General features: G+C 45.8%; 21 protein-coding genes. 10 read left to right on the top strand and 11 right to left on the bottom strand.

All coding sequences use genetic code 11. The features are described from left to right. Nucleotides 1–208 precede the first annotated feature (208 nt). On the top strand, nt 209–1597 hold the full coding sequence (locus tag AC5W14_RS12170) for a sigma-54 interaction domain-containing protein (protein WP_496057625.1): 1389 nt from the start codon (nt 209–211) through the stop codon (nt 1595–1597). Between the two features lie 80 nt (nt 1598–1677). After that, a complete protein-coding gene (locus AC5W14_RS12165; RefSeq protein WP_496194543.1) occupies nt 1678–2427 on the top strand; it encodes a LiaF domain-containing protein in 750 nt (249 codons plus the stop codon). Nucleotides 2428–2476: 49 nt separating this feature from the next. Here AC5W14_RS12165 and AC5W14_RS12160 read toward each other — a convergent pair whose 3' ends face one another. From AC5W14_RS12160 to AC5W14_RS12150, 3 genes are all read right to left on the bottom strand, one after another. Next, entirely contained in the window at nt 2477–3946 is a 1470-nt protein-coding gene (locus AC5W14_RS12160; protein ID WP_496194542.1) for a YjiH family protein, read from the bottom strand. A 70-nt stretch (nt 3947–4016) separates the two neighbouring features. Beyond that, nucleotides 4017–4958 carry an agmatinase gene (speB, locus tag AC5W14_RS12155; RefSeq protein WP_496194541.1) on the bottom strand — a complete coding sequence of 314 codons (942 nt, stop codon included), beginning with the start codon at nt 4956–4958 and terminating at the stop codon, nt 4017–4019. Nucleotides 4959–5147: 189 nt separating this feature from the next. Then, entirely contained in the window at nt 5148–6899 is a 1752-nt protein-coding gene (locus AC5W14_RS12150) for a sigma 54-interacting transcriptional regulator (protein WP_496194540.1), read from the bottom strand. A 165-nt stretch (nt 6900–7064) separates the two neighbouring features. Between AC5W14_RS12150 and AC5W14_RS12145 the strand changes: the two genes are divergently transcribed. From AC5W14_RS12145 to AC5W14_RS12135, 3 genes are all read left to right on the top strand, one after another. Continuing rightward, nucleotides 7065–8033, top strand: a complete 969-nt coding sequence (locus tag AC5W14_RS12145; RefSeq protein WP_496194539.1) for a M28 family peptidase — start codon at nt 7065–7067, stop codon at nt 8031–8033. Nucleotides 8034–8210: 177 nt separating this feature from the next. Continuing rightward, nucleotides 8211–8840, top strand: a complete 630-nt coding sequence (locus AC5W14_RS12140) for a type 1 glutamine amidotransferase family protein (RefSeq protein ID WP_496057622.1) — start codon at nt 8211–8213, stop codon at nt 8838–8840. A 106-nt stretch (nt 8841–8946) separates the two neighbouring features. Then, entirely contained in the window at nt 8947–9717 is a 771-nt protein-coding gene (locus AC5W14_RS12135) for an acetoin reductase (protein ID WP_496058209.1), read from the top strand. A gap of 68 nt (nt 9718–9785) precedes the next feature. Here the strand turns inward: AC5W14_RS12135 and AC5W14_RS12130 are convergent, their stop codons facing one another. The 4 genes from AC5W14_RS12130 to AC5W14_RS12115 all read right to left on the bottom strand — a co-directional run bounded on the left by AC5W14_RS12130 (nt 9786) and on the right by AC5W14_RS12115 (nt 14174). Further along, nucleotides 9786–10112 carry a four-helix bundle copper-binding protein gene (locus tag AC5W14_RS12130; RefSeq protein WP_496194538.1) on the bottom strand — a complete coding sequence of 109 codons (327 nt, stop codon included), beginning with the start codon at nt 10110–10112 and terminating at the stop codon, nt 9786–9788. A gap of 70 nt (nt 10113–10182) precedes the next feature. After that, nucleotides 10183–11568 (bottom strand): NAD-dependent succinate-semialdehyde dehydrogenase, encoded by a 1386-nt coding sequence (locus AC5W14_RS12125; RefSeq protein WP_496194537.1) that lies wholly within the window; start codon nt 11566–11568, stop codon nt 10183–10185. A gap of 133 nt (nt 11569–11701) precedes the next feature. Next, entirely contained in the window at nt 11702–12691 is a 990-nt protein-coding gene (pucL, locus tag AC5W14_RS12120) for a factor-independent urate hydroxylase (protein WP_496194536.1), read from the bottom strand. Nucleotides 12692–13247: 556 nt separating this feature from the next. Beyond that, nucleotides 13248–14174, bottom strand: a complete 927-nt coding sequence (locus tag AC5W14_RS12115) for an NAD(P)-dependent oxidoreductase (RefSeq protein WP_496057616.1) — start codon at nt 14172–14174, stop codon at nt 13248–13250. 202 nt (nt 14175–14376) lie between these two features. Here AC5W14_RS12115 and AC5W14_RS12110 point away from each other — a divergent pair, with 202 nt between their 5' ends. The 5 genes from AC5W14_RS12110 (at nt 14377) to AC5W14_RS12090 (ending at nt 19853) form a co-directional block, all read left to right on the top strand. Next, on the top strand, nt 14377–15147 hold the full coding sequence (locus AC5W14_RS12110) for a CpsB/CapC family capsule biosynthesis tyrosine phosphatase (RefSeq protein ID WP_496194535.1): 771 nt from the start codon (nt 14377–14379) through the stop codon (nt 15145–15147). Nucleotides 15148–15268: 121 nt separating this feature from the next. Then, complete coding sequence (locus AC5W14_RS12105) at nt 15269–16561, top strand: ABC transporter substrate-binding protein (protein ID WP_496057614.1); 1293 nt, start codon at nt 15269–15271, stop codon at nt 16559–16561. Between the two features lies 1 nt (nt 16562). Beyond that, the gene (locus AC5W14_RS12100; protein ID WP_496057613.1) at nt 16563–17483 is read left to right on the top strand and encodes a carbohydrate ABC transporter permease; all 921 of its coding nucleotides are present in this window, start codon (nt 16563–16565) and stop codon (nt 17481–17483) included. Beyond that, nucleotides 17484–18323, top strand: a complete 840-nt coding sequence (locus tag AC5W14_RS12095) for a carbohydrate ABC transporter permease (protein WP_496057612.1) — start codon at nt 17484–17486, stop codon at nt 18321–18323. It abuts the gene before it with no gap. A gap of 36 nt (nt 18324–18359) precedes the next feature. Beyond that, the gene (locus AC5W14_RS12090) at nt 18360–19853 is read left to right on the top strand and encodes a glycoside hydrolase family 32 protein (protein ID WP_496194534.1); all 1494 of its coding nucleotides are present in this window, start codon (nt 18360–18362) and stop codon (nt 19851–19853) included. Nucleotides 19854–19888: 35 nt separating this feature from the next. On the opposite strand, the gene AC5W14_RS12085 is transcribed toward AC5W14_RS12090, so the two are convergent. The 4 genes from AC5W14_RS12085 to htpG all read right to left on the bottom strand — a co-directional run bounded on the left by AC5W14_RS12085 (nt 19889) and on the right by htpG (nt 25339). Continuing rightward, entirely contained in the window at nt 19889–20872 is a 984-nt protein-coding gene (locus tag AC5W14_RS12085) for a LacI family DNA-binding transcriptional regulator (protein WP_496057610.1), read from the bottom strand. Nucleotides 20873–20986: 114 nt separating this feature from the next. Continuing rightward, the gene (locus AC5W14_RS12080) at nt 20987–22117 is read right to left on the bottom strand and encodes a GTPase (RefSeq protein ID WP_496194533.1); all 1131 of its coding nucleotides are present in this window, start codon (nt 22115–22117) and stop codon (nt 20987–20989) included. Between the two features lie 34 nt (nt 22118–22151). Further along, nucleotides 22152–23282 (bottom strand): GTPase, encoded by a 1131-nt coding sequence (locus tag AC5W14_RS12075; RefSeq protein WP_496194532.1) that lies wholly within the window; start codon nt 23280–23282, stop codon nt 22152–22154. 173 nt (nt 23283–23455) lie between these two features. Next, complete coding sequence (htpG, locus tag AC5W14_RS12070; RefSeq protein WP_496057607.1) at nt 23456–25339, bottom strand: molecular chaperone HtpG; 1884 nt, start codon at nt 25337–25339, stop codon at nt 23456–23458. Nucleotides 25340–25492: the final 153 nt, after the last annotated feature.

Raw genomic sequence — 25492 nt, 5'->3', positions numbered from 1 at the left:
TTTACCGGGCTTATCAGCTTCCAAAACCTGTTTTGACAGGTTATTAGGGAATCGGTACACTAAAAGAAAGATAACAATAGTCATATTCGGTTCGTTTGAACCGAATATGATTCGGCTGTGTAAACAATTTTGAAGCATTGAACCAATAACGACTCAAAATGAAAGAATAGTCTAAATATTAATGATTATCTGCAGGGAAGAGGAAAAAATGAAGCTGAAAACATTATTTGAGACACCAATGATTAAAGATCTATTCAATGCGCTGGAAGACGGCTTTTATTTTTCAAATGGAGAAGGAGAAACGCTCTGGAATAATGATGCGAGCGAAAAAATTCTCGGTTCGAAACGAGAGGACCTGAAAGGAAGGAGTGTATGGGAGCTCGAAGGCAGAGGGATTATGAATCCTTCGATAACAAAAATGGTGCTTGAAGCAGGCGAATCGGTGAGCTCTGTGCAGACGACGCAGCAGGGCCGTCAGTATTTCGTGAGCGGCTATATTATTCCGTGGGAGCAGGAAAAGCTGGTCGTTGTGCTCTCCCGTGATATTACAAAAGACATGCAGACGACCAAGCAGCTCGAGCAGGCGGAAAACCTGCTTCGTTTTTACAGCCAGGAAGTCCGGGGCATCCGCCTGCAGCGCAACAAGGAAAAAGGCGGGCAGTTTACCGGGAAAAGCAAAGCCTTTACCAATACGCTCGACCTGTTGAAAAAAGTAGCAGCAGTAGACACGACCGTGCTGCTGTCCGGCGAAACAGGAGTAGGAAAAAGCTCGGCTGCCGGTAAAATTCACGAATTCAGCGATCGGCATGAAGGGCCATTTATTTCAATCAACTGCGGATCGATTCCGGAATCATTAATGGAGTCTGAGCTGTTCGGCTTTAAAAAGGGATCATTTACAGGCGCTTACCAGGGAGGGAAAGTCGGGCTTGTGGAACTGGCTGATAAAGGAACATTGTTTCTGGACGAAATTGGAGAAGTGCCAATGCACATTCAGTCCAAGCTTCTGCAGCTCGTGCAGCACAAGACGTATCTGCCGATTGGGGAAACGGCGCCGCGGACCGTCGATGCCCGTATCGTAACGGCAACAAATAAAAATTTAAAAGAGATGATTGCCCGCAAAGCCTTCCGCGAGGATTTGTACTACCGGCTGAACGTGCTACCTGTTCATCTGCCGGCGCTGCGCCACCGCCAGGAAGATATTTATCCGCTCCTGCAGGTGGCCCTGGATCGTTTTAATACGCAGCATGCCAAACAGCGCCACTTTACTTCCGGTGTGCTGAAACTGCTTCAGGACTACTCGTGGCCCGGGAATATCCGCGAGCTGGAGAATGTTGTGGAGCGGATGGTCATTACAGCAGAGACGGACAACATGAATACGAGCGACCTGCCCGATGATATTATCCGGGAGGTATCGCGAGGAGAGAGTGCGTTTGCCTATGGATTAAACCGGACTCTCGCGGAGGCCGTCGAAGAGCTGGAGCAGAAGCTGATTCTGGAAGCCGAGGCGAAGTATTCCTCCACCCGTAAGGCCGCTGCCGCACTAGGTTTGTCGCAATCCTCCTATATGCGGCGAAAAAAGAAATACATCACGGATTGAACCTTCTTTTCTTTTTGGCAGAAGCGTATAATAAAAGAAAGAGTATGTTTCTCCAAACAGAACGTAAAGGCGGGTAAAAGATGAGACATAATATGTGTTGGATCGTTCCGGTCGCGATTATTGTCGGCGCCAATTTCTTATCTTCTCAAGCCGGCATTAGTCTGGGGTTTCTAATCTGGCCGACCATTGCTTTTGGACTGGCCTATTATTTTTATAAGGGAGGATCGGGCTGGCTTTCCTTATTGTTTATCGGGCTTGCGGTTATTCATCTGGCCCGTCATCTGGAAGGAACATTTTTCGTGCTCGTCATGGCAGTTATACTTGCAGCCGCGGCGGTGGCAGGAGGCATGTTTATTTACTCAAGACGCAATCCGGTTGTTGATATTGACCGGGATCTGCCGGGAGGACGCACGGAAAAAGAAGAAGAACCGGCCGATATTCCACTCTCAGCAGGGATGAAACAAAAAAAGATGCTGCTTGGGGAAATCAAATGGACGAAAATCCCATTCAAACTTCCGCCGACAGCCATTCAGTTTTTCATTGGGGAAGTGACGATTGATCTGTCCAAGGCAGACGTTCAGGAAAAGGATGTGCACCTGCACATTAAAGGAGCCGTCGGCGGGATCAAGATTTTTCTTCCCGACACGTGGGATGCGGATGTTTATACAAAAGTAGGGATAGGTGAAGTAAACATGCTCAAGCAGAAAGAAGGCGGCATGTTTTCCAACTCCCACTTTGAACACCATACGCCTATGGATCCGGAGCATAAGCTTTATCTTCAGGCCGATATCGGCGTTGGAGAAATTGTCATTAAGAAATCCAGGTGGTAGCCATGAAACGGCAAACACCCTCCAGCTTATCTAAGCTGGAGGGTGTTTATTAGTACATTAAGTGCATAAAGAAGGCAATCACAGGGATGGCGATTAGTGTTCTTTGGAAAAAGCATACAACCAATTCCCAAAGCTTGATAGGAAGCCGCGTGGCATTGATCACAACAATAGATTCAGAGAAGAAAATAATTTGCACTAAAGACAATGTCGTTACAAAATAAATAGCTCCCGGTTCCAGAATACTCAGTTCTCCGGCTATTAAAAGCACAGGAAGAAACATTTCTGCAATTCCTACCGGTATGGAAGGCGCAATGAGCTCAGCATTTGGTACATTTAATAATTCGAGTAAAGGAATAAAGGGAAGACCGAGCCAGTTGAATACAGGTGTGTATTCCGCCACAATCAAACCAGTTATACCAATGGAAGCAAGCATGGCCAGCACTTTTGGAAGAACAGCCAATGCTCCTTTTAAACTAACCTTCATTTCATGAAGCAGGGAGTCAGCCGAATAAGCTCTTTTAGCTGCTCTTGAAATCCCTCTTGGAAGAACAGCCAGTTCAAACTTTGCTTCATTGGATCTTTCTTCTTCCGACTGCATGCTGCCGTCATAGTAACGGTCGGACTGCCTGGAAAGAGGCGGAATCCGGATCATGAAGAATGAAACAATAAATGCGATCAGAAGTGCGGTGAAATAGATTTGAATAAAATCACTGCCCATTTCAGCAGTGTTAATAACTAAAATAGCGAACCCGACGCTTACTGCACTAAAGCTTGTAGCGATAGCAACTGCTTCTCTTTTTGTGTAAATATTCATTTTGTAGAGATTGCTTGTAATAAGGATAGCCACAGAAGAAGAGCTGATAAAACTGGCAATAGCATCAATGGCGCTTTTCCCGGGTACTTTAAACAATGGCCGCATAATCGGCTCCAGGATAGAACCGACAAAATCGAGTGCTCCGTAGTTAAGGAGCAGGGGCATTAAAATCGCAGCTACTGGTATAATCCAGGCAACCGTCAATACAATCGAAGGAATAACGGTGCCACCGGTTCCCTCTCCGACTATCCATTCCGGTGCAGAAAATCCTGCCCAGCCTGTATGAAGCACGTAAACGTTGATATAGAAAGCACCTAGTAAATAAAAAAACGTATGAATAACAGAATCCTCTTCATAATACGTCCGAAGCGTTTTGTTCTTAAAGGAACCAAAATGAGCATACGTGCTGAAGAGAGAGTGCACCGTTACAAGCAGAGCCGCTCCCCATAAGCTGAAAGGGCCTGACAGAGTAAGTAAAAAATTATACATATAACCAAAAACGACATCAACCTGTCCATCTATAGTGATAGGAACAAAAAAGCAAATAACAGCAATTAATGAATAAAGAATAGATTTTCTTAATCCCGTGCGGAACATTTTCTTATCCATTTCTAATTGATCCAGGTCTTTTCCATCAGTGGAGCTTTTAATAGAGTGTTTATCAAAATTCAGTTTTTCTCTAGTCTCTACTGTTTGTTGTTTCATGAGCTTCCTCCTCTTATTTTGTAAAAAATAAATAACGAGGAATAACAGAAGCTCTCCTACATGCTCTCTCTTACTTTAGTTTTCTATAGGCGATCATGGACATGAATTCAAAGCATACATTAGCACCCAGATAAGCAGTAATTTCTGCATGATCATAAGCGGGGAGGACCTCTACCATATCGAATCCGACAAAATCTATGTCCTTTACTTTGCGAATAAGATCCAGGGCTTCAAACGAAGTGAAGCCTCCAACTTCCGGCGTGCCGGTACCCGGTGCATAAGCAGGATCAACAAAATCAATATCAAAACTAAAAAATGCTTTATGGTCACCGACACGTTCTCGAATCATCTGGCCTACTTTTTCAAAACCAAGCTCTCTTACTTCGTGAGCCGGGATCAGCTTTAAACCAAGCTTGGCAGCTTCTTCGAATTCATCAGCAAAATAAAGGGAGCCCCTCATTCCAATCTGAATAGAACGGGAAGGGTCAATTAGTCCTTCCTCAATGGCACGTCGGAAAGGGGTGCCGTGATTATGCTTTTCTCCAAAGACCGTGTCATTAATGTCTGCATGAGCATCATAATGCACCAAAGCGACTGGACCATGTTTTTTTGCAATCGCCCGAAGTTCGGGAAGAACGATAGAATGATCGCCGCCTATGGTGATAGGTACAGAATCGTGGCTCAGTATGGTATCTAATTCCTTTTCAATGTTTTGGAATGTCGGCTCCATATACCCTGGAACGATTGGAATATCACCGTAATCTCCTCCTTTTAGGTGATCGAGCACGTTTACCTTCAGCTGAACGTTATTAGGCTTGATCATTGCAGAAATAGTACGGACGGCATTGGGGCCAAAGCGTGAGCCTGTCCGAAAGGAGGAGGCGGTATCGAAAGGGATTCCTACTACAACAAAATCCGTATTCTCAGCAGTCGTTATGTGAGGCATTCTCATAAAGTTGCCGGTGTTGGAAAATCTGGGAGAGGTCAATCCATTTGTCGTTGAGTTGTTCATATCTCATCCTCCTTTGATTAACAAATAGTTATTGCAATTACCGTGCCACTATTAAATCCCGTTAAATAAAGGCAATTTATAAAAAAAGGAGGCAGAACTGCCTTCCAAATATTTCAATGAATCTTTTCCCCTGATAGATAAGGGAATTAGAAAAGAAGGCAAAAAAGCCTCTGCAGGATTTTCTGCCTTCTAGTTATTTCCTTTTTCGGGAAAAGGAATGGCATGTTTTTTGAATTTTCGTCGTATGGTGCTTCTATCCAGGCCGAGCCAGTCCGCAGCTTCTTTCGTATCTCCTGAGACAGAAGCTATTTTTGTTAGTATATTTTTTTCATGGCGCTCCATCAATTTTTTAAGCGGGAGCGGTTCATGCAGAAGCAGCTGCGTATCTTCAGGGTCTTCCGAAGTGAGGAGAAGATCAGGCAGTTCTTCTTTGCTGATGAGGTTTTCTTTAGACGTAACGACTAATCGTTCAATAATATTTTGAAGTTCTCTAATATTTCCGGGCCAGTCGTAGCTGGTGAAATAGGGAAGTGCTTCCTGCTGAATTTCTTTTTTCAAATGGTACCGTTTATTGAATTGTTCTAAATAATAAAATACAAGAGGAAGAATTTCTTCTGTACGCTCCTTTAAAGGAGGAATGAGAAAAGGCACCACGTTTAAACGGTAATATAAATCCTCCCGGAAGGTTCCTTCCTTTATCATTTCTTCGAGGTTGCGGTGGGTTGCCGCTATGACACGAATATTAATAGGCTGCGGGGACTGTCCGCCTACAGGAATAAAGGTTCTTTCCTGAATGAGCCGCAGCAATTTAGGCTGAAGCTGAATAGGAAGTTCGCCAATCTCATCCAAAAACAAAGTACCGTTTTCGGCCAGCGCTACCAAGCCTGGTTTGCCTTCAGAGGCTGCTCCGGTAAAGGCCCCTTTAACATAACCGAACAACTCGGACTCCAATAAGTTTTCAGGAATGGCAGATACATCTATTTTTATAAAAGGTCCATCCGCACGTTTGCTGTTCTTATGAATATATTTGGCGACAACCCCCTTACCTACACCGGATTCTCCAAACAACAAAATATTGGAATCGACGCCTGCCACCCGGGAGGCTATGGAAAAGATGTTCTGCATTTCTTTATTTTTAATAATAGTATCGGGAAGATTGAGTGTTTTGTTTCGCAGTATCTGAAGCTCTTCTTTAATGTATTCTACTTTTTTCACTTCGTTACGCAGTTTATTTAATTCCGTAATATCGCGGGCGTTTACTACTACTCTATACAGCCGGCCATCTTTAAAGAAAGGCGTGCCGGTAGCCAATATTTCTTTATCATTATTTACAGACTGTGTTATCGTAACAGGCTTTTGCAGTTTAAGAACTTCCATAGCCGCTGATTTCGAATATAAAGACTGATCCACCATTTCTTTCATACTTTTACCTAAAAGCTGCGAAGGGGAGAGCCCGTCAATCGTTTCACTCGATCGGCTCATTCTTAATGTAGTTCCTTTTTCATTCGTTACCTGCACCACATCATGGGAGGTTTCCAAAATCATTTCATATTCTTCATTGATTTCTTCCAAATGTTTCTGCTTGTAATGAAACAATTGAGTGATCTGAATAATCTGCTGAAGGTGAGATAGAGATATAAATCCAATATATGTACCATCTTTACTAATTACAGGAAGGATTGGCTGTGTAAGGTCAGCGTATGTTTCCAGCAGGTCTTCAGGATGTGCAGAAATGACAGCAGCAGATGAAGCTTGAACAGAAATAGTCGAATGACCGCTGTTTTCTATATCGGATAGAGAAAGCAGATTGACCAATTTATTCTTTTCCACTACAGGAAGCGTAAACGACTCATTATGATAATAATATGTTTTCAGTGTTGAAAAGGGCATGCTGCCGGTGGGGAGATATCCTTCATTCAATACAATATCGCTGAGATGCATGACAGCCTCCTAAGTTTTATGGTTAGATCTATTATAGTATGGGAAGAAAAGAAGAGTGTAGACAAAGTGCTTGAAAATTCTAATAAAAAAGGAGAACTTGGACCGATACTAAACATTCTGAATATATGCTTTAATAGAGAGACGGATAAAAGGAGGGTTTTTCAGATGAAAAAAGCAGGTACTGGTTTGGCAGCCGCTCTTACTGCGGTGGTTCTGGCATGGCCGCAGGCGGCAGAAGCTCAGGAGAACTATGGAGATACGGCAATGGAGCATATGCGCTATTTATCCCAGGATATCGGGGAACGTCTGGCAGGAACAGAAGGTGAACAAGAAGCGAAAGCATACATAGAGACAGCGCTTGAAGACATGGGGTATGAAACCCAAACGGAGGCATTTACATTTACAAGAGACGGCGAAGAGCTTGAATCCGAGAACCTCTCTGTCGTGAAGCCGGGAAAGTTTAAAAAGGAAATTATTGTTGGTGCCCACTACGACACCGTAGCAGATGTAGAAGGCATTGACGATAATGCATCCGGCGTCGGCGTAATGCTTGAAACCGCTGAGCGCCTGGAGGACATAGACGTTCCCTTCACGGTTCGGTTTGTTGCCTTTGGTGCAGAGGAAGGCGGCTTACATGGATCGGAACAGTATGTAGAAAACATGTCCAATAAAGAAAAAAACAATACGCTGGCGATGATTAATCTCGACAGTTTGGCTGCGGGCGATCATATGTATATACATGGAGGCGAAGGAAGAAGCGGATGGTACCGGAATTTTGCCCAGCAGCTGGCTGAAGATGCCGACATTGATATGAAGATCAACCCCGGCCTGAATCCTGAGTACCCGGAAGGCACGACCGGGCTGTGGAGTGATCATGCCCCATTCCAGGAAGCGGGTATGGATATCGGCTATTTCGAAGCAACCAACTGGGAAATCGGGGAACTGGACGGCTATACCCAGACAGAAAAGCATGGCTCGATCTGGCATGAGCCGGAAAAAGACAATCTGGCATTCATCGAATCCGAATTTCCCGGCCGGATGGAAACGAATATTTCCGGATTTTCTGAAGTACTGACCGAATCGTTAACCGAAATGGAGCCACGCACGAAAGCCCACTACCAGCAGTGGAAATAAGACAGCGGCACCAGCAGAGATGCTGGTGTTTTTTTATGCATAAAGAAAAAAGGAATTGTCGAAAAGAAGAGAACGAGGTATGTTTAAAACAAAGGTATTCCGTTGGAAAAAAAGCTGGATGGTATTGTCTGTCTATTGATCGTTTATCAAAAAAAATAAAGAGTGGAGTGCTGCGAAATGCATACGAAACATGTATACCTTTATGTCTTTGACACGATGGCCGACTGGGAATATGGATACGTTACGGCGGAGCTGAACTCGGGACGGTGCTTCAAAAAAGAGGTGGCACCTTTAAAAGTAATCACAGCAGGAGCTGACAAAAAAATGGTTACGACGATGGGGGGCGTGAGCATCCAGCCGGAAATTTCTATGGAGGAATGCTCGACTGCGAAGGAAAGCCTGTTCATCCTGCCCGGAGGAGATACGTGGGGAGAAGGAATTCACGAACCAGTCCTGCAAAAAATCGGGGAAGCGATTCAGAACGAAGCTGTCGTTGCTGCGATCTGCGGGGCGACGGTGGGCCTTGCCCAATCGGGATACCTCGATACGAGAAGGCATACAAGCAATGATCTGGAATATCTTAAAATGGTCTGCCCGGATTATAAAGGGGAACCGTTATACGAAACAGAGCCCGCCGTAACTGCTGGAAATGTCATTACGGCAACAGGAATAGCCCCCTTGGAATTTGCGAGGGAAGTGCTGAAGGCATTGGATGTATTTACACCAGATGCGCTGCATGCGTGGTATCACTTGAATAAAACGCATAAACCTGAATACTACCATCAGTTAATGAATGCGACGAGTTGAATGGGAACACAACCTTTTTTGCATAAAAGACTTAATTTTCCGAATATTGGGAGTATAATGATGATGTAGCATTGTAGAAAAATATAATAGAGAGGTTGGTGTAATGATGAGTAAGACAGCGGTAATCACAGGTTCAGGTCAGGGTATCGGACGGGGCATCGCTCATCGGCTGGCGGGCGACGGATTTAACATCGTTATTAGTGATATTGACGAAAACAAAGCAGAAGATGTTGTTCAGGAAATTCAAAACAATGGCGGCAAGGCCGTGGCAGTTAAAGCGAATGTGACGAGCAAAACGGATATTCATCATCTTGTGCAGCAGAGCGTGCAGAAGTTTGGAAGTGTGGATGTGTTTGTGAATAACGCCGGCATTGACCAGGTCGCGCCTCTATTACATGCAACAGAAGAAGACATTAATACGATTTTCAATGTGAATGTGAACGGAACAATATATGGCATTCAGGAAGCCGCGGAACAAATGAAAAAACAGGGGGGAGGCAAGATTATTAACGCCTGCAGTATCGCCGGCCACAAAGGATTTGCCCTGCTCGGTGTGTATTCAGCCACTAAATTTGCGGTGCGGGGGTTAACCCAGGCGGCGGCCCAGGAGCTGGCACCGGAAAAAATTACGGTTAACGCCTACTGCCCTGGCGTGGTCGGAACCTCGATGTGGGAACGAATCGATGCCAGACTGGTAGAAGAAATGGGACTTGCTCATTCCGGGGATGCCTTCAAAAAATTCACCGAAGGCATTGCACTTGGACGGGCCCAGACGCCGGAGGATGTGGCGAACTTCGTATCCTATCTCGCCTCACCGGATTCTGATTATATGACCGGACAGTGCGTGCTCATTGATGGCGGCATTTTGTACAACTAACAGAAAAAAGCGCGGATCGATTTAACTATCGATCCGTGCTTTTTTTATGACATAGATACATCGTGACATTAAGCTGCTGTCCGGCATGCTTCTGCACAATCAAAGCAGGCTTTGGCACACTGCTGACAGTGGTCATCATCATGCTTTTCGCATTCTGTGGCGCAGGCTTCGCAGATGGTCGCACAGACAGAAGCCAATTCTTTAACAAATGGGCTTTTTCTTGTAATCGCCTGTTCCAGATAACCACACATATCAGCGGATTCTCTCGCCAGACGGATACATTCGGCCATCATTTTGACGTCGTCCTCCTGCAGGCATTCGCTGAAGCAGTTGTTGGCGGCCGTCATGCTGTCATGCAGTGTGCGGAGCAGATCTTCGTATTTTTCATGAGCCATATCGCATTCACTCCTTTATATCCAGTGTTCTATTGTTACTATTACCGGATAAAAGGAAGATAAAACTACTTTACAATCCCATCGAAAGATACTTGGTTTCTAAATATGGAGCAATCCCTTCGCTGCCGCCTTCACGGCCAAGCCCGCTTTCTTTCATGCCGCCAAATGGCGCTTCCGCAGCTGACGGGGCGCCGTCGTTCCACCCAACAATACCGTAATGAAGGCGCTCGTGCAGATAATGGCCGGTACGGTAGTTTTCCGTGAAAAAGTAAGCCGCAAGACCAAATGGAGTATCGTTGGCCATGTCGATTGCTTCGTCCAGAGTGGAAAAAGACACGATAGGAGCCACGGGTCCGAAGGTTTCCACATGCATAATGTCCATGGAGCGGTCGACGTTGGTGAGTACCGTTGGGTAAACAAAGTAGGTGCCTGCTTCTGCATCTTCCTCGTAGCGGCCCCCTGTAAGCACAGACGCCCCTTTTGCTTTTGCATCTTCAATCTGGCCTTTTACTTTTTCAAATCCCTGGGCGTTAATAAGCGGGCCGATATCGGTTCCTTCTTCGAGTCCGTTTCCAACCTGAAGCGCTTCTGCTTTTGCAGCAAGCTTAGCGGCATACTCTTCGAGCACGTTCTCCTGCACGAAAATACGATTGGCGCAGACGCACGTCTGGCCGGCGTTGCGGAATTTAGAAGCCATCGTATGCTCTACAGCGAGATCGATGTCGGCGTCTTCTGCTACGATCAGCGGCGCGTGTCCGCCAAGCTCCATCGACACATGCTTGACTGTGTCTGCACTGTTTTTAATTAACAGTTTGCCAACCGGAGTGGAGCCGGTGAAAGTAATCTTTCGGATAAGCGGACTACTCGTAAACACGTCGCCGATCTCCGCACCGTCGCCGTTTACAAACTGAAGCACATCTTCCGGAATACCGGCTTCATGGCCGAGGCGCACAAGCTCCATGGCCGTCAGCGGGGTATTCGGGGCGGGCTTAATAACAAAGGTGCAGCCTGCCGCAAGGGCTGGTGCCGCTTTCCTCGTAATCATAGCTGCCGGGAAGTTCCACGGAGTAATCGCTGCAACCGGGCCGACCGCTTCTTTTGTAACGTATAACCGTTTATTGGCGGCTCCCGGAAGCGTTTTGCCGAACACCCGCCGTGCTTCTTCGGCGTAGTATTCAATATAGTTTGCTGCATATATCACTTCGCCGCGTGCTTCCTTTAACGGCTTTCCGTTTTCCTTCGTAATAAGAGAAGCAAGCATGTCCTGATTTTCCAGAATAAGCTGGTGCCATTTTTTCAACAAACCGGCGCGGTGGGAAGCAGCCTGGCGGGACCAGGCAGGGAACGCTTCGTGCAGACGTGTAACAGCCGCTTCCACCTCTTTTTTGGAATGAAGTGGAACGTTTTGGATTGCTTCTCCGGTAGCTGGGTTTTTAATCGTAACAGTCGATGACATACATAACTCCTCCTTCTTCTTTGTACCTTTTATTATCCTGTTATTTGGTTGGATAAAAAGAACCAAAATGAAAATATTTATGGTACCAGAAAAAGCCGCCGGCTGACAGACCGACGGAGCAGGATAACGATTTTTATTTGTTGGATTGATTATAGGCCTCCAGATCGGACTGCCGGAGTGAAAATCCCTGAAACCCAAAGGGTGGACGCGGATCGGTAAACACCCGGCCTTCGTCGGAGCTGGTTTCGTCTACAATTAATTCCCATGTCCGGTTGTTGGATTCAAAGGACACTTCAGCAAGCTGGGGAAAGCGCTCGAGCACGCGCAGGCCGATGTAATAAATCAGGCTCTGGATGCTCGGGGAATTCAATTCGTGAAAGAGCGTGCGGGCAATGCCTGCGACCTGTTCGGAGCTGACATAGCTGTTCAGGTCATCACGGCTGTCTTTATAGATCCAGTTAATATCAAGGTAAATAAAGAGGGGGCGGTCCGTCGTTTCCGGAAGGGTCGTGTATTCGTCTTTAATATATCCCTGAAACGAACTGCCCTTTACTTTAATCAAATGAAGGTCTTTCACGCCGCTCTGCCGGGAAACAATCGCATAGTCGTTATCTGCGGTGCGCTCTGTTTCAAGCGAAGCGACCGGCAGCTCCCGTTCTTTTTCTTCAAACACGAGCGGACTTTTCCGGAGACCGGATTCATCACCAATGGCAGCTTCAGTAAACAGCTTCTGCACAGCGGATACGACGATACCGTCAATATGGCTGTATGTTTCATAAAAACGTTCGCTGATATATTCCAGAAACCCTTCCATCGTGGCGCCTTCAAAGCTGCCGGCATGGCGAAGAATAAAGTTTTTCATCGAATCGGTCGCAATCACTTTGGAGTTGTCGCCTTCTGAAAAGGAACTGAAAAAGGCATCTCCTTTTAAAGCGATTTGAATATCCATCGCAAAGATAATGTTACTGCGCCCTTCAAAAGAAGATTCAGGGATCGGCTGGATGTTTTCAAGTGGAGTGGCATAGGTCCGGTAGACAAACACATCTCCCTTTCCGTAATACATCGTGCGGCTTTGTTCGTTTTGATGCTTCACTGCTTCTGTTTTTTTTATTTTCGTTTCCATGTTGTATCCCATCCTTTTTTAAGAATTAAGTGCGCGGTGGTAAGGGGGCTGGTAATAATTTTCTCAAGCGTAATAAAAAAAGCCGCAGAAAAAGCCTGTAATGAAACTTACAGAGTCTTCGCTGCGGCTTCGGCCTCCCGTCAGGTGCTGCGTCATGACGCAGCACCTGACAGCGGCCAGATTATGTATGAAGCAGAATACCCGTACAGGAGGTGTTCGTGCCCTGATCAAAATCTTTGTAAATAGCTTTTGCCGCCAGGTCAAATTCGCTGACAGAAGTAAAAATGGTAATCCGGCGTTCGGAAATCTCAACTTTCCGGCTCTTTACGCCTTGCTGGTATCATTCTTTATTCATTTCATTGTAGTGGAGGGCCCGTTCTTTTTTGGAAATCTTAAGCACGAGGCTCACCTGCTTTGCTGCAATTCATGGAAGTATCGTATCACGGGGGAAAAAATCGTTCAGCGGAGTTGTAAGATAACGTGACACGTTTTTTAGAGACAATGAAAAAAATCATAAAAAAACAGAAGCTATGTAACACACTCCTGTTTCGTGTGCTTATTTCTCAAAGTAATTCACTGCATTATGAAGCGCCTGATCAGCAAAACGTTCGAGCACTTCATAGGTGACGTAGCCGATGTGAGGCGTAAGAATGACGTTGTCGCAGTCGTGAAAGGCGTGTTCCCGGACAGGTTCTTCCTGAAACACGTCCAGCCCGGCGCCTGATAAATGACGGGTGCGTAGAAGGTGGGCGAGAGCGGTCTCATCTACAAAAGCACCGCGCGATGTATTAATAAAAATAGCACCCTTTTTCATTAACGTCAGCTTTTCTTTGGTTAAGAATCCTTTCCATTCCGGAGCAAGGCGCATGTGAAGGCTGATTACATTGGAAGAGCGTAGAATATCCTCAAGGGACATCTGCTCAATGCCAAGTTCCTTTTCGGAGCCATCTCCGCCGGTAGGGCGCCACACTTTAACGTTCATTCCCAATGCCTGGGCAACGCGTGCGGTTTCCCTGCCGATAGCTCCAAAGCCTAGTATCCCAAGCTGCTTGCCATGCAGTTCGGTTCCGGTATGCTGAATCCATTGATTTCGGCCAAACGCTTCCTGATGAGCCGGGAACTGCCTGGCAGCCCCGATCATCATGCCAATCGTTAATTCGACAACGGACGGCCTGGAACCGCCGGGCGTTGTCGCAATATCGATTCCCTTTTTTTCAAGTGCCCTCATATCTATGTGGGCGACACCTTTTCCGGTTTGGGAGATCAACTGCACATCGTGAAGCTGATTAATCACCGCAGCCGCTAGAGGCGTGCGCTCCCTGACAAGAATAATGGCTTTTTTGCCTTCCGCAAGCGAAGGGATCTGTTCCGGTTTGACCGGAATGGTAACAGCCTCCACGTTCCAGCCCTTTTGATGGAGCAGGCGGGCGGCGGGGGAGGAGGAATAAATATTTTCATAATCACCAAGCACGAGAATATTCAAGAAAATCCCTCCTTATTCGGCGGGCCGCAGCCTGTACCGATTCCAATTTAAAAGATAGTTGTATAGTCTTAGATTCCCTTTTTAAACGATCCGTAACCGCAGCCATCTTCCATAAAAAGGGAGGGGATATAATTAATTTTCCAAATATGGTATGATGTTCTTAATAAAGTATATGGGGTTCGATATGAGAGGATGCTGACGGGTGATTAATTTATACTCTAAAATCGTTCTGGAAAAGCAGGAGCTGCAAGAGCCCTGGGCGGAAAGCCTGGGAATTGCTGAACGAGCCGTGCGAAACGGCATTACGAGTTTTGTGAATGCTCCGCCTTTTTTCATGCGGGGAAATGGACATCCGACCGGCCTGACGGTGGAAGATCAGCAGGAGCTGCAAGAGCTTCTGGAAGAAAAAAGCCTGAAGCTGACGGTGCTTTCCGGCCATTGTATCCGTTCGCGCAGACGTATTTCGGAAGAAAAGAAAGAACAGAAGCTTTTGACCGTAAACAAAACGTCGTATGTGTATGTGGATTTAAGCGGGTTTTCGTCTGCTGTTTTTGCAAAAACGCTTTTGGACCGGCTGCAGAAAAAGAACTATCGCCCGGTTCTGGTATTTCCTGAATTTGTACCAATGTTCATCAGCAATCCGGGTTTTCTGCATTATTTTGTCAATCGCGGTGCCGTCAGCATTCTATCAGCTGAATCGATCCTGCGCATTCACGGAAGAGATACCCAGCAGCTTGCGATAAAGTTTCTGCAGGGAAACCTTTCCCATGCTCTTTCTTCTTCCCCACGTTCGGCTCAGGAGCCTTTCCGTTTGAAACAGGCCTATGACCATATGGATCTGGAGTTCGGCACGGACTGGACCGAATTCCTGCAGACGAATGCCGGGCATATTATCGCGGATCAGCCGGTCGTCACGTATGAACCCCAACCTATGTCAAAAAGCAAAAGGCTTTTTCCGTGGGGCAGGGGATAGAATGCCCGCAAGCTTTCTCTATAAAAGAGGAAGCAATATTTTTTTATTTTATGTCATCCGGTTGACATAAAGGAAAACCGGTAATATACTAAGATCAGAAAACGCTTACAAATAGGGAGTGATGAAGTTGAGAGTTTTGGTAGCAGGAATGGTTTCCACTGCTTTACTGCTGTCTGCCTGCGGGAATCAAGCAGAAAGTGATGGGAACGATAATGAAATCAGTCTATGGGTGCAGACATCGAGTGAAAGTCCCGAAGGACAGGCTATGCAGGGATCGGTGGAACAATTTAATGAAAAATTTAAGGGGACGTATACTGCTGATATAGAATTTATCCCACGCGGCGGAGGCGGCGGAGGATACGAAGACAAAGTAAATGCCGCGGTTTCCACTGGAACACTGCCGGATGTACTGACGCTGGATGGGCCAAATACAGCAGCTTATGCAGAAGCGGAAATTATTGCTCCGCTGGATAACTTAATATCCGATAAAGACGATTTGCTGCCCAGTATTGTAGAACAGGGCACATACGACGAGGAGTTGTATGCCGTTGGGTATTCTGAATCCAGCGTGGGCATCTATTACAACAAGGATATGCTCCAAGAAGCGGGTGTTGACCTGGATACGCTGCCTACTGTAGATAATCCGTGGACATGGGATGAATTTATAGAGCTTTCCGATAAACTCAACGCTTATTATGAACGACCTGCTATAGATATGGGACTCAATGATAATAGTGAGTGGTTAATGTACGCCTTTTCCCCATTTATATGGTCGCAGGGAGGCGAAATTGTTTCGGAGGATGGCAGACAGGCAGAAACCGTATTTAATAGTGAAGCCAATCTGAAGGCGATGTCTTTTCTGCAGCATATGCTCAATAACGGTTATACAACCATCTCTCCTGCTGAGAACGGATTTGAAACCGGTCAGTATCCCATGAAAATGAGCGGATCATGGACGATGGAACAGCTGGATACGAACTATCAGGACATAGATTACGATATTATGCCGTATCCTGTTTCACCGGATACTGGTGAATTAGTAACCCCTACCGGCAGCTGGCAGTATGCCATGTCCACGGCAACGCAGAACCAGGAGGGAGCCGGCGAATTAATTGACTTTCTAACCTCCACAGAAGCGGTCGTGGATGTCAGCCTGGCAAACAGTGTGCTGCCATCAAGGTATTCGGCTATTGAAGAAATCGAAGATGAAGTATCGCCGCAGATGAATACCCTGATTGAACAAAATGAAGCTTCTGGAAAAGCGAGACCGGTACTGCCGGAGTATCCGCAGATTACCCGTTCCTTTCAGCAGACCATAAGCGGTCTTCCTTATTACGAAGATCAAGCAGGCCTGCAGGAGCTGCTGGATGAAAAATCACAAGAGATGCAGACTTCATTAGAAAGAAGGGAATAACATGGATCTTACAAAAAAACAGACACGCTTAAAGCGCTGGGAAGGATGGAAATCCAGTTCCCTCGCGTTTCAGGCCCAGCCTTTTTATTTTCTGCTTCCGGCTATTATACTTCTTGGCTTGTTTCTTTTTCTTCCGGCCCTTTTAACTATTTATTATGCGTTTACCGATTACTATTTATTAACGCCCGATCAGCGTCAGTTTGTTGGGTTAAGAAACTTCACGCAGATATTCGGGGATCCGGTATTTTTAAGAAGTCTGCAGAACATCACTATTTTTGTTGTAGGCATTATCATTTTTCAAGTAGGAATGTCACTGGGACTTGCCTTACTCATTAACAAGCAGCGAAGAGGAAACATATTTTTAAAAGTAGCCTTTTTCTCTCCTGTTGTAATGTCTCTGGTTGTTATTTCTGTTCTTTGGCTTTATTTGTTAAATCCAACAGATGGATTGGTAAACTCGATGCTGTTATCCGTTGGAATTGACGCTCAGCCATTTTTGACCAGTCCCAACCAGGCTATTTACGCTATTATTCTTGTTTCTGTCTGGCAGGGAGCAGGGTATCAGATGCTTATTTTTCTGGCAGGCCTTCAGAATATTCCGGGTGATGTGTATGAAGCAGCCCGAATAGATGGAGCCGGCAAATGGAAAAGTTTTCTGCATGTAACGATACCCCTGCTGCGTCCTACAACGACCTTGATTGTGTTTACGACCTTGATTGCCGCGTTTAAATTGATTATTCAACCAATGATCATGACGCAGGGCGGACCGTTAAATTCAACCATGACGCCGATTTATTATATTTACCAGACGGGCTTTACCGATCGGCTGGTCGGGTACTCAAGCGCCATGACCGTAGTGTTTGGACTATTGATTGTAATCGTAACGTTTGTGCAGCGCAGATTTGCAAAGGAGGATTTATAAATGAGGAATGTAAAAAAATTAGTAGAATACATCCTGCTTACGCTGCTGGCATTCTTCTTTATTTTTCCGCTTTTGTGGATGGTGTCTTCTTCCCTGAAATCAGAAGAAAGCATCTATCAGGATTTGAACTCCGTACAGGCGCTTCTGCCGTCTTTTCAGATTACCGAATGGCTGTCGACCTATACGGAGCTGTTCAGCCGATTTGATATTGGCACTTATTTATTTAACAGCGTTTTTTATGCCCTGTTAGTTACGGCAGGAGCGATCGTCGTAAATGCGATGGCAGGATATGCATTTGCTAAATTCCGCTTCCGTGGAAAAAATATCATGTTCAGCCTGCTGCTTGCCATGCTGATTATTCCGGTGGAAACCATTATTATTACCCAGTTTACTATCATCCATAATTTAGGGCTTGTTGATAACCGGCTGGCCGTAATTATTCCCCTGATAGCGAATGCGTTCTTCATCTATCTGTTCCGGAATTTCTTTATCGCGGTCCCGGATTCCGTCATTGAGTCGGCAAAGATGGAAGGCGCCGGCCACTGGACAATCTTTTGGAGAATTATGCTGCCAATGTCCAAGCCGGCAGTAGCTACAGTCGGCACGCTTGCGTTTATTGGAAGCTGGAATGACTATATCTGGCCTTTGATGATTTTAACGGACTCTGATAAATACCCGCTGCAGGTTGCTATAACAAGCATTAACGCGACAGAGCCGGTCTTTATTAATCAAGTAATGGCCATACTTACCATTTCAACAATTCCATTAATTATTGTGTATATCGTAGCGCAGAAATACCTGCTTCAGGGACTAAGCAGTTCCGGATCAGGACAGAAATAATCAAAAATTAAACCAATTAGTTAGGAGCTTCTTACTATGCAGAAAACAACATACAATCACGAGCAGATGCTTAAAAAAGGACAGGCCGCCTTGGAGCAAAATACAGAGCAGTTAAAAAACACGGCGTACCGGCTTGATTATCATTTCATGGCACCGTCAGGCTGGCTGAATGATCCCAACGGCTTGATTCAGCACAAAGGAATGTATCATTTATTTTATCAGCATCATCCGTACAGCGAAGATTGGGGGCCGATGCACTGGGGGCATGCGATCAGTAAAGATCTGATCACATGGCAGCATGAGCCGCTCGCTCTGGCTCCTTCCGAAGCCTATGAGTACGAATCCGGAAAAACGGAAGTCGGCTGTTTCTCAGGAAGTGCTGTAACAAACGGGGAAGAACTGGTATTGATTTATACGGGTCATGTAGAAGGCGGCGAGCCTAAGGAAGTGCAGGCATCCGCCGCATCGTCAGACGGCATTCATTTTACAAAAAATGAACAAAACCCTATTATATCTGGTCCCCCGTCGGAATTATCCGATGATTTCCGGGATCCAAAAGTATGGAAGCATGAAGATACATGGTATATGGTGGTCGGAACGAGTAAAGGGACAAACGGGGCAGCGGCCTTATTTTCTTCAAAAGACTTAGAGGATTGGGACTATGCAGGTACGGTTCTGGAAGGTGATGGGACGCAGGGGGACATGTGGGAATGTCCGGATTTGTTTCCGATCGGGGAGAAACATGCGTTAATTGTTTCCCCAATGAATATGGAGAACGGGAAAAATATCATTATCGTTGGCGAGATGGATTATCCATCGGGCACATTCATACCGGAAACCCAGCAAGAGATAGACGAAGGCATTGATTTTTATGCCGCCCAGACGTTTGCCGATGAGAAAGGAAGACGAATACTTATTGCCTGGATGGATACGTGGGATACCGATTTCCCTACCAAACAGGAAGGGTGGGCAGGGGCGATGACCATTCCAAGAGAAATCACCTTGGACAGCAGGAATCATCCTGTTTTTCTCCCCGTACCGGAGATGAAAGAACTGCGGACGGAACATGAAAGCCATCAAAGCGGAATGCTTAAAGCGGACAGCGTGTGGAATATTAATGCGGATAAAAACCTTACAAACAGCTTCGAGATACAAGCCGATATGAAGTGGAATAAAGCAGAAGGGAAAGGACAGGTTGGATTTAAACTGAGGGCTTCAAGCGAGAATGAAGAGCAGACTTTGGTCTACTATGACATAGAAAAGCAACGGCTCGTGGTGGATACGACGCGGGCAGGAGAAAGCGCTCCTGCTGCCCCTTGTGAAGTAAGTCTGAAGAGAGAAGACAGCCTGTCGCTTCGGATCTTTATCGATACTTCGTCAATTGAAGTGTTTACCGGAGAAGGGGATGCAGTAATAACGAATAGAATTTATCCAAACCCTTCGCATACAGAAGCTGCTCTTTTCACCACGGAGACAGACGTCACTGTGACAACAATGGATACGTGGAAATTGAAAAAAATTATCGACTAATCTAAACCCCATCAATAAAAATTGATGGGGTTTTATTATACGGTGGATCCTTTATAGTAAGATACCGGATGGCGTGTTTCACTTCTTTCCAAAGGCAGCCGGTCTGTTATCTGCTGCTGAAGCATAGCAACAGCAGACTCGGCAATGGTAGAAATAGGCTGGCAGATGGTGGAAAGGTGAGGGGCGGCGGTGCGTATGGTTTCTGTTCCATCATAGCCGATGATTTTCAGTTTTTCAGGTATGGAAATACCCCTTTTGTAGGCCTCGCGCAGTACGTTAAGCGCTAACAAATCATCGCTTGCAAATATGCCGTCTGCATTAGGATGCTCATCAAGGATTTGACAGATAATGCTGTCCTGCTCCACCTGGTCAAACACACCGGTAATTTCATAAGTAATCGGTGCCAGGCCGCGTTGATTCATCGTATCTTCGTACGCTTTTCTTCTGTAATTTGCAGGAGTCTCCAATTCCCCCGGTCCGTTAATATGTATAATATAGCGGCAGCCGCTCTCCAGAAGTTTCTCTGTAGCAAGTTGTCCTCCCTGGTAATTATCCGAACCAATCACGGGAATGTTTTTAGATAAATAATGGTCGATTGCGACCGTCGGGAGCTGATGCTGGTCGTAATTAAGGATGCCCCGGTTATAGGTGCCGACAATTACGCCATCCACCTGATTGCGGCGCAGCATGTCCCAGTACTTTCTTTCTTTTTCAATGTTATTTAAGCTGTTGCATATAAGCATTTTATAGCCTCTGTTGGAACAGTGATTTTCAATTTCTGCGGTGATTTCCCCGAAAAAAGGGTTCTTGGTAGTAGGAACGATTAAACCAATAATGTTGGTTTTTTTATTATAAAGCGAACGCGCCAGATCATTTGGTATGTAATTGATATCTGTCATAGCCTGATATACTTTGTTTTTTGTGTTCTCGCTGATATAGCCCCTGTTATTTAGGACACGGGACACAGTAGTGGGAGAGACACCGGCAGCCTTGGCCACATCTTCTATTTTAGGTTTCATCGAAAGCCCCCTTAATGCTGTGGTAACGTACATTTGTAATAGGATGCAAAAAATAAAATACGAGACGGCGGCTTTAGTAGACCGGCCTCCGCCTGTATAAAGGGTGGGATATATTTATCTTTTCTCTTGTATTTCCGCGTCCAGAATCAGTTCGGCTATTTCTTCACAGCTGCGGATGAATTCCCGTCCTGTGTAATAAGAAAGGCCGAAACCGGCTGTCATACTGCCGACGATAGGAACGACTTTTGTAATGTTGGTTACGCGGCGCTGGCCTTTAAATTTGGCCATATATTCCAGCACCATCTGCTCGCTGATGTCGTTTTCAGATGACAGAGCGGCAATCTGGTCGAAGTCTTCCACTTCTTCCTGGTCTTCCTGCATCATCTTCTGCAGCCGTTCTTCCGTTAGGCCGAACTGGTCCGACACCGTTTCTATCATTTCGGTGACAACGTCCACATCCACGGCTGTATCGAGCACATCTTCGTATTCCGCCCCTTTGCCGGCGGCGAGGAACGAATACTTAAACACAAGCCGGTGGGCCGCTTTGGATTTGCGCTTTAAAAAAGATTCGGAGTAGGCTTTTGCATTGCGGTAAAAGATGTCCTGCTTTTTAGCATCGAGCCGTTCGGTTACAGCGTCATGAAGTTTACCGATGCCAAGCTTCGTCTTCGAGCTCGTGAATACAAGCCGGCTGTCGCGTCCGAACACGTCATAAATTAAATGACGGCGGATTTCCCGTTTCAGCTCGCGCCGGCTTTTGTAAGGATCATACAAATTGTCGCTTTTCGTGCGCACAAAAATAACCTGGATGCCGTATTCTTTGGCTTCCTTAAAAAATGCTTCATCATCCCGGTTCAGCTTTGTCTCAAAGCAGCAGAGAAGCACATCAAAAGACTCAATGTCATAGTTGACCCAGTAGTCATCGACCGTATGCTCTTCGACCAGGCCTCCGTATCCGGGCAGATCGACAAACAGCATCGTATCGTCTTCGCCCCAAATATGAGTCGTTACGTTCGTGCCGGGCGTAGTCTTTGTGTCCGTCTTTCGTTCGCCGATCATTGCATTCATCAGCGCGGACTTTCCACTGCCGGGCGAACCAAAAAAGCCGATTTTCAGCGACGTGCTGAGTTCTGATTCCACCCGCTCGGCAATAACCTCCACCGGTGTATCCTCTTCTACCTGCAGCTCCTGAAACAGCTGCTCTAATTCCTTATCCCATTGATTTCTTCGTTTCACACCCACCATCCATAACCCCCTTGTTCTCTTTCCCTATGATGGCTTACGTTCTTTTTTTATGAATTTCTGCTTCAAGAATTTCAGAAGCAATTTCCCGGCAGCCTTCAATGGCTTCCCGGCCTGTGTAATACGTTAATCCGAATCCCAGTCCGGCTCCGCCTACAATTGGTACGAGCTTGGAGAAGTTTTTTGTGGCTTCTTTTGCGGCGTTTTTCGAAAGCCAGCTTGTCATGATTTTCTGGTTGGAGCCTTTTGCCATAAAGCGGATCAGCTGTTCATACATTCTTAGCTTGTCTTCCTGTTCAGAAGTAAGCTGGCGCAGGCGTCTTTCGGTGATGCCGAACTGGCGACCGATCTGGTTGGTCATGCGCATAACGGCAGGAATATCAATGGCTGCTCCTAAGAATGGAACCGGTACTGCACCGCTTCCGGCGGATATAAAGGAATAATACATCACAACCCGGTGGGCGGCTTTTGCTTTTTCCTCCAGAAACAAATCCGAATAGGCTCTGGCATTACGGTAGTACTTCGCTTTTTTGTCGGTGTCCAGGTGATCGATAATGGCGAAATTCAGCTTATCAATTCCAAGTTTCGTGCGGGCGCTCGTAAAGACAAGCACGCTGTCACTGCCGAACACGTCATAAATCAGGTGCTGGCGGATTTCCCGCTTGAGCTCGCGTTTGCTTTTTTCTTCATCATGAAGGGTATCTGTTTTCGTGCGGACAAAGATAACCTGAATGCCTTCAGCGATTGCTTCTTTAAAAAAGTTCTCGTCGTCCTTATTGAGCTTCGTTTCAAAACAGCAGAGGAGGGCATCAAAGGAGTCAATGTCAAAGTTATCCCAGTATTCGCTGACCGTATGATCCTCGTCGAGGCCGCCGTATCCGGGAAGGTCCACAAACATAATCGAGTCATTTTCTCCCCACGTGTGGGTAGTAACATTCGTGCCGGGTGTTACGCCGGTATCGGTTTTCTGTTCACCGATCAGTGTGTCCATCAGCGCGGATTTTCCGCAGCCGGGTGAGCCGAAAAAGCCGATCTTAAGCGGACTGTTTAAATCAGCCTCCAGCTTTTGGGCAATTACATCCACAGCTACAGAGCTGTTGGTTTCCACCGATTTCAAGTAATGATCGAGTTCCTTGTTCCAACGTCTTTCGACTTTATTTTTAGCCATAAGAACCTCCCGAAGTCTAGTGTTGTCGATTTATTTTCAAGCCTGCAGTCAGGCAGGATCATAAAGAGACATATTAAATCAAATTTTCCCTAAAGCGGAGCGGCTTAAACCTGTCTAGAAAAAGAGCTGTTCCTTAATCGGCTATAACACCGGGAACAGCTCTTTACCTATTATTATATCATTACTTTGCACATATCATTGGTAAAGGCGACAGGATCTTCGACGGAAAGCCCTTCAATAAGAAGCGCCTGGTTGTATAGAAGATTGGTATAAAGCGCCAGTTTTTCTTTATCCTGCGTGTAGGCATCTTTTAAAGACTGGTACACGTCATGATTGATGTTGATCTCGAGTACTTTGTCTGCCTGCACCTGCTGGTTATAGTCCGGCATTTGCTGCAGGATCTTTTCCATTTCAATTGAAACGTCACCATCGGCAGACAGGCAGACAGGGTGGGTCTTCAAGCGTTTGGAAGCCCGCACGTCTTTTACTTTGCCGGAGAGGAGGTTTTTAATTTCTGTGAACAGTTCTTCGTTCTCTTTTTCTTCGGATTCTTCTTTTTCCTTTTCTTCCTCGGATTCAATGCCAAGATCTCCGGCAGCTACTGATTTAAATTCTTTGTCTTCGTAGCTTGTGAGCGTCTTAATGGCAAATTCATCAATGTCCTCTGTAAAGTAGAGAATCTCGTAGCCTTTGTCGAGAACCATTTCTGTCTGCGGAAGTTTTTCAATACGGTTGTAGGATTCACCCGTCGCATAATAAATATACTTCTGTTCTTCCGGCATTCTTTCCACGTATTCAGCTAATGTAACGAGCTTTTTCTCTTTAGAAGAGTGGAACAGCAGAAGGTCTTTCAAATCGTCTTTGTTTGCGCCGAAATCCATTTGAATGCCGAATTTAAGCTGGCGGCCGAACGCCTGGAAGAACGTTTCGTACTTGTCCCGGTCTTCTTTAAGCAGCGTTTTCAGCTGGGTTTTGATTTTGTTTTTGATGTTTTTGGCAATCAGCTTCAGCTGTCTGTCGTGCTGGAGCATCTCTCTGGAAATATTTAAGGAAAGATCCTCTGAATCCACAATTCCCTTCACAAAGCCAAAGTAGTCGGGAAGCAGGTCTCCGCATTTTTCCATAATGAGTACACCGTTGGAATAAAGCTCCAGGCCTTTTTCGTATTCTTTCGTGTAGTAATCAAACGGCGTATTTTCCGGCAGGAAAAGAATCGCCTGGTAGCGGACGGCGCCGTCTACACTCAGATGAATATGGGTTAGCGGTTTGTCAAAACCGTAGTGCTTTTCCTGATAAAACGCTTCATAGTCTGCGTCGGTCAGCTCATTTTTATTTTTTCTCCAGATTGGAATCATGCTGTTAACAATCTGTTCTTCCTGTACTTCTTCTGTTTCTTCTTCATTGTCTGCTTTTGGCTGGTGGACGGACACATCCATTTTAATTGGATAGCGGATGTAGTCGGAGTATTTCTTCACAATGGATTTAAGCTTGTGCTCATCCAAGTACTCATCGTAGTTCTCATCTTCTGTGTTTTCGCGCAGCTTAATGATCACTTCTGAGCCGACGGTGTCTTTTTCAGCAGGTTCAATCGTATAGCCGTCCGCTCCGTTGGACTCCCATTTAAAAGCCTGGCTGCTGTCGGCTGATTTCGTATAGACTGTTACGTGTTCAGCGGCCATGAAAGCAGAGTAGAAGCCTACACCGAACTGGCCGATAATGTCATGACCGTCTTTAATTTCATTTTCTTTCTTAAACGCATGCGAGCCGCTTTTGGCAATCGTGCCGAGGTTGGCCTCGAGCTCTTCTTCGGTCATGCCGATACCGGTGTCTGTAATAGTCAGCTCACGCTTTTCCTGATCGGTGCTGAGTTTAATGTAGTAATCATCCTGATTAAACGTCAGGGAATCATCGGTAAGGGCACGGTAGTACATTTTATCAATGGCGTCACTTGCGTTGGAAATCAATTCACGGATAAAAATTTCTTTCTGTGAATAAATGGAATTAATCATCATTTCCAATAAACGCTTCGATTCGGCCTGAAATGGCTTAGTAGTCATAGATTATCGTCACCTCGTCTGTATATTTGGCACTCCTTATGTTCGAGTGCTAAAAAGTCTCCTCTTATATTGTACATGTCATGGAAAACGTGTCAACACTCTATTGCCATCGATTTCCTGTTAAAATAAAAAGAAAGTATGGTAATTAAAAAA

It is taken from the genome of Sinobaca sp. TMA16-18 (assembly GCF_059510535.1).
Note: the sequence above shows the minus strand (reverse complement) of the source record. Positions and strands in the feature narration are given on the sequence as shown.